Origin of the sequence: Microbacterium sp. NPDC056569 (assembly GCF_042793475.1) — a bacterium.
In the GTDB taxonomy this organism is placed as follows: domain Bacteria; phylum Actinomycetota; class Actinomycetes; order Actinomycetales; family Microbacteriaceae; genus Microbacterium.
The window spans coordinates 22,860-35,535 of sequence record NZ_JBHTUV010000021.1 but is presented as its reverse complement, the minus strand read 5'-3'; the positions used below and the strand labels follow the sequence as shown (position 1 = coordinate 35,535).

The following is a 12,676-nucleotide window of genomic DNA, read 5'->3' as shown; positions in this document are numbered from 1 at the left end:
GCACTGCATCGCGCCGTCCAGCAAGCGTAATGCGGGCGGGTCTCCGGTCGACACCCCGTGACGGTTACGCGCGGGCGACACTCAGGGTCTGGCGCGCGATCTCGAGCTCCTCGTCGGTCGGCACGACGAGGACGGTCACGGCCGAGGCATCCGTCGAGATGACCCGGATGCCGCGCTCGGAGCCCTCGTTGCGCGCGGGGTCGATCTCGACGCCCGCGAAGCCGAGCGTCTCGAGCGCTCCGGCCCGCACGAGCGGGGCGTTCTCACCCACCCCGGCCGTGAACGAGATGACGTCGGCGCCGCCCAGCTGGGCGAGGTAGGCGCCGGCGTACGCCCGCAGGCGGTGGACGTACACCTCGAACGCGAGGATCGCGCGCTCCTCGCCCCGTTCGATGGCGGCGCGGATGTCGCGCAGGTCGTTGGATCCGGCGAGTCCCAGCATCCCGCTGCGCTTGTTCAGCAGATCGTCGAGCTCGTCGATCGACATGCCGGCCCGGCGCGCGAGGTGGAGAAGCACGGCGGGGTCGATGTCGCCGGAGCGCGTGCCCATCACGAGCCCTTCGAGGGGGGTGAACCCCATCGACGTGTCGACCGAGCGGCCGCCGTCGATCGCGGTGACGGACGCGCCGTTGCCGAGGTGGAACACGATCTGCTTGAGATCGGCCAGCGGGCGGCCGAGGAATGCGGCAGCCGCTTCGCTCACGAACTTGTGCGACGTGCCGTGGAAGCCGTACCGGCGGATGCGATGGGATGCTGCGACCTCGGCGTCGATCGCGTAGGTGTAGGCCGCCGGCGCCAAGGTCTGATGGAAGGCGGTGTCGAAGACCGCCACGTGCGCCACGTCGGGGAACGCCGACCGGGCGGCGGCGATGCCGGCGAGGTTCGCCGGATTGTGGAGCGGCGCGAGCACCGACAGCTCGTCGATGTTGATCTCGACGAGGGGTGTGATGAGCGTCGGCTCGAAGAACCGTGCGCCGCCGTGGACCACGCGGTGCCCCACGGCGACCGGCGGCGTGTCGGCGAGCGACGGCCCGTCGGACGCGAACGCGTCGAGCATGACGGCGAAGCCCGCGGTGTGGTCGGGGATCGGCAGCTCGCGCGTGCGCGTCGCGTCGAGGAAGGCCGGCGTGGGGCCGTCCGTCGGTGTCGCGTACACGGTGTGGCGCGCGATGCCGATCGGATCCCCGATGCGCTCGACGAGGCCCGAGGCGAGCGTGCGCTCGGTGTCCATGTCGAGGAGCTGGTACTTGAACGACGATGAGCCGCTGTTGATCACGAGCACCGGGGTCATCGCGCGTTTCCTTCCTCTTCCGGTCGCCGTTTCAACGACCGGCCTCCTGCGCCTGGATCGCGGTGATCGCGATCGTGTTGACGATGTCGTCGACCAGCGCGCCGCGCGACAGGTCGTTGATCGGCTTGTTGAGGCCCTGCAGCACCGGCCCGATCGCCACCGCGCCCGCCGACCGCTGCACCGCCTTGTACGTGTTGTTGCCGGTGTTGAGGTCGGGGAAGACGAACACCGTCGCGCGGCCGGCGACCGCGGAGCCCGGCATCTTCGCCGCGGCCACCGCCGCGTCGGCCGCCGCGTCGTACTGGATCGGCCCTTCCACGAGCAGCTCCGGGGCCCGCGAGCGGACGAGGGCGGTGGCATCCCTCACCTTCTCGACCTCCGCACCCGACCCCGACTCTCCCGTCGAGTACGACAGCATCGCCACGCGCGGGTCGATGCCGAACTGCGCCGCGGTCGCGGCCGACGAGATCGCGATGTCGGCGAGCTGCTCGCTCGTCGGGTCGGGGATGACGGCGCAGTCGCCGTAGACGAGCACGCGATCGGCGAGCGCCATGAGGAAGACGCTCGAGACGACCGAGACGCCCGGCTTGGTCTTGATGATCTCGAAGGCCGGGCGGATGGTGTGCGCCGTCGTGTGCGCGGCCCCCGACACCATGCCGTCGGCGAGACCCAGGTGCACCATCATCGTGCCGAAGTACGAGACATCCGTCACGGTGTCGGCCGCCTGCGCCACCGTCACGCCCTTGTGGGCGCGCAGCCGCGCGTACTCCTCGGCGAACTTGTGCACGTGGACGGCGTCCAGCGGCGAGAGCACCTCGGCGCCCTGGATGTCGATGCCCAGCTCGATCGCGCGGGCGCGGACCTCGAACGGCTCGCCGAGGATCACGAGGTCGGCGATGCCGCGCTTGAGCACCGTCGCCGCGGCACGGAGCACCCGGTCGTCGTCGCCCTCGGGCAGCACGATGCGCTTGCGCTCTGCGCGCGCCCGCTCGATGAGCTGGAACTCGAACATGAGGGGCGTGACGACCGTCGCACGCGCCAGGCCGAACGCGACGAGCAGCTCGTCGGTGTCGACGCTCTGCTCGAAGAGGGCGAGCGCGGTGTCGTAGCGGCGCTGCGAGTCGGCGGCGAGCCGGCCGCGGGTGCCCATGATGCGCACCGCGGTCTCGTAGGTGCCGAGCTCGGTCGTGATGATGGGCACGCTCGAGCCGAGACCGTCGATGAGACGGGTCACGGGCTCGGGCAGCTCGAAGCCGCCGTTGAGCACGATGCCCGAGATCGAGGGGAAGGTGCCCGACGCGTTCGCGAGAAGGGTCGCCAGCAGCACCTCGGAGCGGTCGGCGGGAATGATGACGACCGCACCTTCGAGCAGGCGCGGCAGCACGTTGACCATCGACATGCCCGCGACCACGACCGCCAGCGCCTCGCGGGTGAGGCGTCCGGGGTCACCGGCGAGCATCTCGCCGTCGACGGAGCGCATGATGCCGCGGATGGACGGCGCGACGAGGTAGCGGTCCTCGGGGATCGCCCACACCGGCACCGGCGAGGCGGGAGCGGCGCCGTCGAGGTGCGCGTGGATCGACCGGCGGACGGCCTCGAGGGTCTCGTCGGTGCGCACCGGGTCGGCGCGGTTCGCGACGACGGCGAACAGCTTCGCGCGCCCGTGGGCGAGCTCGGCGAGCGCGAGGTCGGCGATCTGGCCCATCTCGGCGGGTGTGCGGGCGAGCGACGAGCCCAGCGCCTCGGGCTGGGTCTCGTTCTGCGCGGATCGCCCGCCGAGGACCAGGAGCACCGGCGCCCCCAGGTTGGCGGCGATCCGCGCGTTGTAGGCGAGCTCGGCCGGGCTTCCCACGTCGGTGTAGTCGCTGCCGAGGATGACGACTGCGTCGCACTGGGCCTCGACGGCCTTGTAGCGTTCGACGATCGCCGCGAGCGCAGCATCCGGATCATGTCTGACGTCGTCGTAGGTGACGCCGATGCAGTCGTCGTACGGCAGGTCGACGCCGTCGTGGTCGAGAAGCATCTCGAGCACGTAGTCCCGCTCGACGGTCGATCGCGCGATCGCCCGGAACACGCCCACGCGCGGTGTCGCGTGGCTCAGCGCGTCGAGCACTCCGAGCGCGACCGTGGACTTCCCCGAATGACCCTCTGCCGACGTGATGTAGATGCTCTGCGCCACTCGCCCAGCCTATGGGCGGCACGGATGCTGCGGCCAGGCGTGCCACCGGATCAAAAGCGGCACCCAGCACTGTCACAGGGTCGGCAGCCGCCCGCGGATACCCTCGACGGCATGCACGAATCCCGCCCTGGAATCGATGTCCCCGATCACCGCGGCCGGACGGGCCTCGACCGGACGGGGCGGGGCCTGGATCGCAATCCCGACGTGCGCGTGACGGAGGTCGAGGTGCTCGCATCGGCCTGGCACGTGCTGCGACGGACCACGCTGGACTACCGCGGGCCGTCTGGCCGGTGGGAGACGCAGCAGCGCGAGACCTACGACCGCGGCAACGGCGCCACGGTGCTGCTCTACGACCCGGCTCGGCGCACGGTCCTGCTCACGCGCCAGTTCCGCTACCCGGTCTACGTCAACGACCACCCTGACGGCATGCTGATCGAGACGGCCGCGGGCCTCCTCGACGAGGACGACCCGGCCACCGCGATCCGGCGGGAAGCCGTGGAGGAGACCGGCGTCGACATCGGCGAGCTCGAGCATGTGTGGGACGTGTACATGAGCCCCGGCTCGGTCACCGAGCGCCTGCACTTCTTCGCGGCGTCCTACGACGGCGCGGCCGGGATCGGCGAGCGCGGCGGCCTGGCGCAGGAGGGGGAGCACATCGAGCTGCTCGACCTCGCCATCGAGGAGGCGCTCGCGATGGTCCGCGACGGGCGCATCCAGGACGCGAAGACCATCATGCTGCTGCAGTGGGCGGTGCTGGAGGGCCCCTTCGCCCGGAAAGATTAAGACTCTCCGCGAACCCGGCAGAGCCTGGTTACCCTTGCTACGTTTCCGTCCTGGGGGAGTTGGCCTGGATGCCGCCTCGCGGAGAGCTGTGTCCAGTCTAACCCGTCGCGCGGGTTCAGCCGGACCGGTCTGCGCGCGGTCCCGGGCGTCCAGCGTTCTCCCAGCGCGATCGATACCGATCCGATAACGCCGTCGCTAGGATCGAGCCGTGGGCGAGGACGCCCGCGCCCACCCGCCCGACCCGCCCGTTCGAGGCGGAACAGGAGGCCTCGATGGTCGACACCGCGACGGATGCCCGGACGGGACGCGGCCCCGCGACCGGCGCGCTGAGCGCCGAAGGATTCGCCCGCGTCACGGACGCGATCCTGGACGCGGTCGGCAGCGTCATCGATGGGAAGCCCGAAGCGGTGCGCAGCTCGCTGGTGTGCTTCCTCGCCGAAGGGCACCTCCTCATCGAGGACGTCCCCGGTGTCGGCAAGACGATGCTCGCGCGCGCCCTGGCGACCTCGGTCGATGCCACGGTCCGCCGCATCCAGTTCACTCCCGATCTGCTCCCGGGCGACGTCACCGGCGTGAGCGTCTTCAATCCCGTCGAGCGCGAGTTCGAGTTCAAGCCCGGCGCGATCTTCGCGAACATCGTCATCGCCGACGAGATCAACCGCTCCTCCCCCAAGACGCAGTCCGCGCTGCTCGAGGCGATGGAGGAGCGCCAGGTGACGGTGGATGGGCGCACGCATTTCGTGCCCGAGCCCTTCCTCGTCGTCGCGACGCAGAACCCGCTCGAGATGGAGGGGACGTATGCGCTCCCGGAGGCGCAGCGCGACCGCTTCATGATGCGGATCTCGATGGGCTACCCCGATCCGCGGTCGGAGGCCCTCATGCTCCGTCAGCGCGACACGCTCAACCCCCTCGACCAGCTCACGCCGGTCGTGTCGGCCGACGAGGTCGCCGGGCTCGTCGCGTGGGCGCGGGCGGTGCACGTGGCACCCGCGATCGAGGACTACGCCGTAGCGCTCGCGCAGGCCACCCGCACGCACAGCGATCTGCGCCTGGGCGCGAGCCCCCGCGCGACGCTGCAGCTCGTGCGCGCCGCCAAGGTGTGGGCCGCGCTCGACGGCCGCACGTTCGTCATCCCCGACGACATCACCGCGCTCCTCGCGCCGGTGTTCGCGCACCGTCTCATCCCGACCCGCGCCGCGGGCGGAGCCCGGGCGTCGAGCGCCGCCGATGCGATCGCGACGATCCTCGAGCGCATCGCCGCGAGTGTGCGGGTGCCGATCGCCGCGCGTCAGTGAGCGAACCATGAGAAGCGTGTGGCCACTGAGCGTCCGGGGAACCGGTGCGCTGGTCCTCGCGATCGCGTGCTTCATCGTGGCCAACGAAGCGGGCATCCTCGAGCTGATGTACTTCGGCATCATGCTGCTGGCGGTCGTCGCCGCGAGCATCGCGTCGCTGTACGTGGGTCGCCGCTCGGACGCGGTCACGAGGGCGATCGCCCCCGATGTGGTACCTGTCGGGCGCGAGGCGCGCGTGTCGGTGCGCGTCGAGGTGCGCACGGCTCTGCCCACCGCGCCCGGCACGTGGCGCGATGCGCTGCCCAAGGGACTCCGCGGCAAGGCCGAGGGCGCCTTCCCGGCGCTCGGCTCCGCCCTGCGCGGCGGCGAGCGGGGCGGCGCGCGCAGCATCGACCTCGTCTACACGGTCACCGGCGCACAGCGCGGGATCCACTCGATCGGGCCGCTGACCGTGCGGTCCTCCGACCCGTTCGGGCTGGCGCGGCGCACGGTCGTGTTCGGCCAGCGCACACCGGTCACGGTGGCCCCGGCGGTCATCGATCTGCCGCCGCTCGTGGACTATGCGGGTGCCACAGGCGGGATGCTGCACACCACGACCGACCAGCTGGGCCAGGGCGCCGACAACCTCGTCGCTCGCCCGTACGCCCCCGGCGACTCGATGCGCCGCATCCACTGGCGCGCGACGGCGCACCGCGACGAGCTCATGGTGCGCCAGGAGGAGCAGGAGTCCACGCCCGAGGCGAGCGTCGTGCTGGACCGGGCGGCGCTGCGCTGGTCGCCGGAGGCGCTGCGCGCACCCGGCGCCGACCCCGGCTTCGAAGCCGGGATCTCGGCCTGCGTGTCGGCGGTCGCGCGCCTCGTGCACGACGGCTACGCCGTCGAGGTGCTCGACACCGAGGGGACCGTGCTGGTCGACCGCATCGACGGCGGCGACATGACCGAGGTGGACGCGATGCTCGTGCGGTTCGCGACCGTCACCGCGCACCGCGACGACGCCCTGCCGCGCCTGTCGCGGCTGTTCGCGGGCGCGTCCACCGGTCCTGTGGTGCTGATCGTCGGGCGCCTCGACCCGGCCGACGCCGTGGCCCTGGGCCCGGTGGCCCACCACAGCACGCTCCCCCTCCTCCTGTGCGCCGCTCCCATGGGCGAAGCCCTCGACATCGCCGCCGACCACGGCTGGCACGTGGCGACGGTGGGCCCCGACCGCGACCTCGGTCTGGCCTGGGCGAACGCGATCGGCCGGGGGGTGCACCATGTCTTCGGCTGACACCGTTCGCCCGGTGCGGGCCCGCGGCGGCGAACGACTCCTGGCGTTCGCGATCCTCGCGGCGCTCCTGGCTGCGCTCCTGCCGGTCGTGCGGGTCATCGAGCCCGGGTGGTGGCTCGTCGCGGCGCTGACGCTGTCGGCGATGGTGCTGGCCGCCGGCTACGCCGCCCGGCGCTACCGCCTTCCGGCCGTCGCGGTGACCCTCATCGAGGTCGCGGTGTGGGTCGTGTTCCTGACCGTGATCTTCCTGCGCGACACCGCGCTGCTATGGGTGATCCCGACCCTCGACACCTTCCGTGCCGTGCCGCTGCTGGTCGAGGCAGCCATGGTGGAGATCACCGTCGGCGCGGCCCCGCTCGAGCCGACGCTGTCGCTCGCGTTCGTCGTGGTGGGGTCGATGGGACTGCTCACGATCATCGTCGATCACGTCGTCGTGACGGCACGGATGCCGCTGCTCGCGTCCGTCGGCATCGTCGCGGTGTCACTCATCCCGGCGATCGCCGCACCGAGCGATGTCGACGTCATCGGGTTCGTGTTCCTCGCCGTGACGGTCCTGTTCCTGCTGCGCTCCGAGACGCGCTCGCGCGAGAAGCCGCTCGAGCGCGAGGCGGAGCGCGCTGCCGGCGTCCCCGCGACCGCGCTCGGCATCGGCGCCATCGCGATCGTCGTCGCCGTCGTCGCGACGCCGGTGCTGCCGCAGCCAGGTGCGCGTGCGGGGTCCGGGATGGGTCCGGGGCCCGGGATCGACGCGACGCTGCAGCTCGGCGACGACCTCCGCCGCCCGCAAGAGGCCGAGGTGCTCCGGGTCCGCACCGACGCCCCCTCGGTGCCCTACCTGCGCGCGACGACCCTGTCCCGCTTCGACGGGGGGATCTGGGAACCCGACCGCTCCCAGACCGTGTCCCTCCAGAGCGAACGCGCCTTCGGGGTCGTCGACTCCGACGAGGACATCCGCGTCGGCGAGTACACGGCGAAGATCGACGTGGTGAACCTCGACTCGCAGTGGGCGCCGGTGCCGTATCCGGCGGTCGGGATCACCGGTCTCGGCGGAGGGCTGTGGGGAGCGGTTCCTTTCAACCACACGGTGGCGACGACGGGCGGCTCGACACAGGGCCAGTCGTACGAGGTCGCCTACAACCCGCCTCGCCCCTCGCTCGAGCAGGTGCGGGCAGCCGCGTCGGTCGGCTCGCAGGTGCGCGACGAGACGACGCAGCTCCCGGCCGACATCCCCCCGATCATCGGCGAGCTCGCCCTGCAGGTGACCGCCGACGCGACGACGGACTACGACCGGCTGACGGCGCTGCAGCGCTGGTTCCGCGGAACCGACTTCCGGTACTCGCTCGAGGCGCCGGTCGAGGACGGGTTCGACGGCAGCGGCGCCGAGGCGGTGGCGCAGTTCCTGGATGTGCGCCAGGGCTACTGCGTCCACTTCGCTTCGGCGTTCGCCCTCATGGCACGCACTCTGCACATGCCGTCGCGCATCGTCGTCGGCTACCTGCCCGGCACCCCGACCACCGAGACCGTCGACGGGCAGCCCGTCTTCTCCGTATCGAGTTCGCAGCTCCACGCGTGGCCGGAGGTGTTCTTCAGCGGGATCGGCTGGATCCCGTTCGAGCCCACCTCAGGGCTCGGCGTTCCGACGACGTTCTCTTCGGAGCTCACGCTGCCCGGCCAGCCCGCGGATCCCGATGCCGCTCCTCCCCAGGTCAGCGCCACCCCGACGCCGCGCGGCGACCAGGCCCAGATCGACCTCGAAGAGCAGCGACAGAACGCGGCCGGCAGCTCCTCCCGGGATGCGCTCGACCCGCTCCCGATCCTCGGCGCCGTGGTCGCGGTGATCGTGCTCCTCGCGCTGCCGTTCCTGATCCGCGAGCTCCGACGTCGGCAGCAGGACACCGCCGCGCGAGGCGGCGACGCGGCCGCCGCGTGGCAGTCCGTCCAGGAGGCCGCGATCGACGTCAGCATCGCCGTCCCCGCCAGCGAGACGCCGCGCGCGTTCGCCGCGAGGCTCGTCGCAGAGCACGGGGTCGCAGCATCCGAGATGAACACGGTCCTGCTCGCCATCGAGCGCGCCAGCTATTCACGCGCCGGCAGCCGCTCCTCCTGGATGGGGGATGCTGCGGCCGACGCCGCGACCGCGGTGCGCGCCTCGCTGCTCGCGTCCGTTCCCCCGTCACGCCGCATCCTCGCGCTGCTCGCCCCGCGATCGCTCGTGATCCGGCCCGGCAGCGTGTACGCGGGGACCACGCCGATTCGGGCACGGTAGCCGAGCAGGGTAGGATGGTCGGCGGCCCTCCGGGGCCGCCCGGAGGATTCGCCTAGTGGCCTATGGCGCACGCTTGGAAAGCGTGTTGGGTGCAAGCCCTCGGGGGTTCGAATCCCCCATCCTCCGCCACTGTGGTCCCAGTGTTTTCAAGGGATCGCGACCCGTTCGAAATCTCGTGGCACAGTTGGTGGCACAGTTAACCGGTCTTCAACCCATATTTTCGGGTTGAGGGTTGAAGGTTTGCAGCCCCACTCCGACCGCGAGAGTGTAGCGATCGGCCGTGCTCCGTGCCGGGCTTTCGCGGCTTCTATGTCTGTCAAGGTGCTTCGAACACGGGAGCGGCAGAGCCGCGAGGGGGCGCTGTTGGGGTCGCTGTTAGATTCAGTGACATGCGAACGCCCAAGGTTGCTGCTGCCGCCGCGGTCCTCACAGGGGTGCTGGCTCTCAGCGCATGTGTTCCCCCGGGCGTCGCATGCCCGGCCATCGGATACGTCATCGAAGGGCCGGTGGTCATCGAGATAAGTCCGAACTTGGTCGGCGATGGATCGGTGGCGGCGTGTCTGGGCGACGATTGCGAGCCCGCTCTCGTCGCGCCTGTGGAAGCCGGTAGGTGGGAGGTTCCGCAGGAGCCGCCGTACGCGCCTCAGGACACCATCGGGCTTGACCTCGGCGCTGGTGTCCGAGTCGCGATCATCGACGCCTCGGGCGTAAGCATCCGCGACGAATGGTTCGAGATCCCTTTCACCAGCAGCTCCGATGGCTTCTGCCCGGGGCCAGTCGAAGTTCAGCCGGTCGTGGTGACCTGACTTGTCTCTCTCGAAGCGGCTTGCGTCGCAGTGACGACGTAGGTGTCCCCTCCGACGGCGAGAGTGTAGCGGGGCGTTGACGACTCCGTTCCTGTCGCTCGCTATTTGCAGACTGCGCTCTCCGCTGCGCTGCGAGCTGCGCTTATCAACCGCTCGCTCGGGCACTGCGTCGTCCCCGCCCCGCTTGTTCAGCCGATTGTCGGAGCGAGGGTGGAGCTTGCGGCGGACTCCGGGGGGCCTTCGTAGAGCTTGTTGAGGGTTCGGTAGAGGTGTCGGGCGAGGTAGCGCTTGATACAGCGCCGGGCCTCGCGTCGGCTGCGACCCTCGGCGATGCGCCTCTCGAGGTATGCCTTCGTGCCGGGGTCGCGACTCATTCGTGTGATCGCGATGACGTGGAGTGCCTTGTTCAGGCGTCGGTCCCCGCCTCGATTGAGGCGGTGCCGTGTCGTGTTGCCGCTGGACGCAGGAATGGGGTTCACACCGCCGAGCGAGGCGAATGCAGCCTCGTTCCGCACCCTGCCGGGGTGGGACCACGCTGTGATGACGACCGCGGCGGTGTAAGCGCCTACCCCGGTCTCCTGCAGCAGCGGCGCGGCGGGACTCGCGGTGATCAGCTCGGTCATGGTGGCATGGTTCTCGGTCAGCGCTTGCTGGAGATCCACGATCCGTCGGGCCAGCCGGACCGCCTCACTTCGCGCGGTAGCGATCGCGAGCGGCTCGTTGCGCTTCTGCCACCGCGACGCCTGCCGGATCTGCGCGACGGTGAGCGGCTTACGGGCGTCGATGCCGAGATCGTTAGTTCGCAACAGCGCAGTGAGCGCGTTCACGTTCACCGTCTTCTCGACGGCCATCTGATCCCGCGCGGCCACCAGCACACGCAACGCTTGACGCATCCCGTCGTCGGCGCGCGGGCGACGCAGCTGGTTCTGCTCGAGCGGCAGTACGGCAGCCGCTATCGCACGAGCGTCTAACGGATCGGACTTCCCTACCCCGCGGCGGCTCCTCGCGCTGATCCGAGGCGCTTCGACCACTTCGTACCCGCTCTCGGCGGCGGCACGGGCCAGTCTCGCTCCGTAGGTGGCGACGCCCTCGATGGACCACAACGTGTCGACCTCACCTCTGGTCAGACGGCCGGCCCAGTTGATCGCGCGGGCGATGCCTGGTGGGGTGGCCGGAAACTGCTGGCAGTCCACCAGCTGCCCGGACCGCGTCTCGACGACGGCATAGGTGTGTGTCTTGGCGTGGGTATCCACACCGACGACGAACGGATGAGAGTGCGCGACGATGGCCATTTGCGAATCGGTCCTTCCTGTGGGTGAACACGGGCATGGCCGCGTGACGGCCAGCGCCGGCCCGGGAGGAATCACTTCGCGGCATCACTGTGACGGGCCACGACCTGGGCGGGTCGGGCAGGCTTCTAATCAGGCCATCGAGGTGGGCTGGGGAGGCGCCGGCCGCCTTCGCCAGGACGGACAGATCGAAAGAAAGGCCCACACGGGGCCAGCGGCATAACGAGTCACGACCAAGACAAAGACGACCAACACCACCCAGCCAGCCAGTCCCAGACCAGCCACGTCAAGACTCACAGCGGCATAGCCTCGTCGCTGCGCTCCTCGTTATTCCACGGTCCCGGCACTGCACACCGCCCGATCGCTGACGGCGCTGATGTCGGATCAGGGTCCGAAGTGAGCGGACCAGTTGCCTCTAGGCGAGGGGCGACGGCTCCGCCTCGGCCGACGCGAGCAGCTGGCCCACGAGCTCCGCTGCACCACGCTGGAGAGTTCTGACCGCGTGCGAGTACGTGTTCAGGGTGGTTTGGATGTCGGCGTGCCCTAGCCGCTCCGACACGATCTTGGGATGCACGCCGGCGCGCAGCAGCAGTGTCGCGTGGGTGTGCCGCAGCTCGTGCAGGTGCAGAGCATCGAGATCCGGATGTGCCTCAACTGCCTTGGCGACCCGCTCCCTCCACTGGCGGGAGAACTGCGTCGGATTGTGCGGCTCCCCGTAGCGATTGCAGAAGATCAGGTGTTCGCCTCGGGGATGCTCCGGTGAGACGGCACGGAGCACCTCATGCTTCGCGCGGAACACTTCCGCGAGGCGGGCGTCGATGTCGACGTTGCGAACACGGCCGCTCTTGGTGGCTCGGAGGTCGATCACCGGTCTGCTGCCCGCTTCCTTCACATAGGACATGGCGCGGGCGATCGTGATCACGTTGTTGTCGAGATCGAGGTCCTTCCATCGGAGGCCGAGGATCTCGCCACGTCTCATCCCGGTGCCGAGAAGCGTCAGCCAGGCGAGCCACAGGTAGTCCCCCGAGGACTCTGACCAGTCGAGGAAGAGCCGGGCATCCTCCGCCGACCACGTCGTCATCTCCGGTGGTGCGGCTTCGAGCTTCGTCGGGGGTGACGCACGCTTCGCGGGGTTGAAGCGGATCAGCCCATCCTCGAGCGCGTGCTGCAGCACTTGCGAGATCAGGACATGAACATGCCTGACCGTTGCTGCGCCCAGCGGCTCCCCGACGTGCCCACGATCCTTTCGGCCGGTCTGCTCGAGTTGCCGATAGAAGCGATTCAGCTGGTCCTTGGTGATGTCAGCGATGGGTGCGCGCCCGACCGACGACGGAAGCACGTGGACGCGGAAATGCTTGCGGTAGCCGGCCAGGGTGGTCGCGCGCACTCGCAGCGAATCGAAGTACTTCTCGGCATAGGCGTTGAAGGTCTCACGCGTCTCGTCGACATGGACGCCGCGACGGATGTCGACCTGCACATCGACGAGTGCGTTGAGCGCGT

The 12,676-nt window shown here is 70.1% G+C and carries 9 protein-coding genes, 1 tRNA gene and 1 other RNA gene; 6 read left to right on the top strand and 5 right to left on the bottom strand.

Translation table 11 applies throughout. The features are described 5' to 3' along the window. Nucleotides 1-64: 64 nt before the first annotated feature. Together ACFQ7C_RS18975 and pta are read right to left on the bottom strand one after the other, a co-directional pair. Nucleotides 65-1,291 (bottom strand): acetate/propionate family kinase, encoded by a 1,227-nt coding sequence (locus ACFQ7C_RS18975; protein WP_378905018.1) that lies wholly within the window; start codon nt 1,289-1,291, stop codon nt 65-67. Between the two features lie 31 nt (nt 1,292-1,322). Then, nucleotides 1,323-3,470, bottom strand: coding sequence for a phosphate acetyltransferase (pta, locus tag ACFQ7C_RS18970; RefSeq protein WP_378905015.1), 2,148 nt, complete (start codon nt 3,468-3,470; stop codon nt 1,323-1,325). Between the two features lie 111 nt (nt 3,471-3,581). Between pta and ACFQ7C_RS18965 the strand changes: the two genes are divergently transcribed. Further along, nucleotides 3,582-4,253: an NUDIX domain-containing protein gene (locus ACFQ7C_RS18965; RefSeq protein ID WP_378905012.1), complete on the top strand. Its 672-nt coding sequence runs from the start codon at nt 3,582-3,584 to the stop codon at nt 4,251-4,253. On the opposite strand, the gene ffs is transcribed toward ACFQ7C_RS18965, so the two are convergent. Then, nucleotides 4,248-4,344, bottom strand: an RNA gene (ffs, locus tag ACFQ7C_RS18960) — signal recognition particle sRNA small type. The two genes, ACFQ7C_RS18965 and ffs, sit on opposite strands and share 6 nt — an antisense overlap. 181 nt (nt 4,345-4,525) lie before the next feature. Here ffs and ACFQ7C_RS18955 point away from each other — a divergent pair. The 5 genes from ACFQ7C_RS18955 (at nt 4,526) to ACFQ7C_RS18935 (ending at nt 9,887) form a co-directional block, all read left to right on the top strand. After that, nucleotides 4,526-5,548, top strand: a complete 1,023-nt coding sequence (locus ACFQ7C_RS18955; RefSeq protein WP_378905009.1) for an AAA family ATPase — start codon at nt 4,526-4,528, stop codon at nt 5,546-5,548. Between the two features lie 7 nt (nt 5,549-5,555). Beyond that, nucleotides 5,556-6,815: a DUF58 domain-containing protein gene (locus ACFQ7C_RS18950; protein ID WP_378905006.1), complete on the top strand. Its 1,260-nt coding sequence runs from the start codon at nt 5,556-5,558 to the stop codon at nt 6,813-6,815. Then, nucleotides 6,802-9,081, top strand: coding sequence for a transglutaminaseTgpA domain-containing protein (locus tag ACFQ7C_RS18945; protein ID WP_378905003.1), 2,280 nt, complete (start codon nt 6,802-6,804; stop codon nt 9,079-9,081). Before ACFQ7C_RS18950 ends, ACFQ7C_RS18945 begins: the two co-directional genes overlap by 14 nt. Before the next feature lie 41 nt (nt 9,082-9,122). Further along, nucleotides 9,123-9,210, top strand: a tRNA-Ser gene (locus ACFQ7C_RS18940). Nucleotides 9,211-9,470: 260 nt separating this feature from the next. Further along, a complete protein-coding gene (locus ACFQ7C_RS18935; RefSeq protein ID WP_378905000.1) occupies nt 9,471-9,887 on the top strand; it encodes a hypothetical protein in 417 nt (138 codons plus the stop codon). Between the two features lie 188 nt (nt 9,888-10,075). On the opposite strand, the gene ACFQ7C_RS18930 is transcribed toward ACFQ7C_RS18935, so the two are convergent. Together ACFQ7C_RS18930 and ACFQ7C_RS18925 are read right to left on the bottom strand one after the other, a co-directional pair. Further along, nucleotides 10,076-11,179, bottom strand: a complete 1,104-nt coding sequence (locus tag ACFQ7C_RS18930; protein WP_378904997.1) for an IS110 family transposase — start codon at nt 11,177-11,179, stop codon at nt 10,076-10,078. 412 nt (nt 11,180-11,591) lie between these two features. Then, nucleotides 11,592-12,653: a tyrosine-type recombinase/integrase gene (locus tag ACFQ7C_RS18925; protein ID WP_378904994.1), complete on the bottom strand. Its 1,062-nt coding sequence runs from the start codon at nt 12,651-12,653 to the stop codon at nt 11,592-11,594. Nucleotides 12,654-12,676: the final 23 nt, after the last annotated feature.

Coding starts and splice junctions, on each gene's coding strand:
- ACFQ7C_RS18935 (WP_378905000.1), top strand. CDS start 9,471: ATGCGAACGCCCAAGGTTGCTGCTGCCGCCGCGGTCCTCACAGGGGTG.
- ACFQ7C_RS18975 (WP_378905018.1), bottom strand. CDS start 1,291: ATGACCCCGGTGCTCGTGATCAACAGCGGCTCATCGTCGTTCAAGTAC.
- ACFQ7C_RS18945 (WP_378905003.1), top strand. CDS start 6,802: ATGTCTTCGGCTGACACCGTTCGCCCGGTGCGGGCCCGCGGCGGCGAA.
- ACFQ7C_RS18955 (WP_378905009.1), top strand. CDS start 4,526: ATGGTCGACACCGCGACGGATGCCCGGACGGGACGCGGCCCCGCGACC.
- ACFQ7C_RS18930 (WP_378904997.1), bottom strand. CDS start 11,179: ATGGCCATCGTCGCGCACTCTCATCCGTTCGTCGTCGGTGTGGATACC.
- ACFQ7C_RS18950 (WP_378905006.1), top strand. CDS start 5,556: ATGAGAAGCGTGTGGCCACTGAGCGTCCGGGGAACCGGTGCGCTGGTC.
- ACFQ7C_RS18965 (WP_378905012.1), top strand. CDS start 3,582: ATGCACGAATCCCGCCCTGGAATCGATGTCCCCGATCACCGCGGCCGG.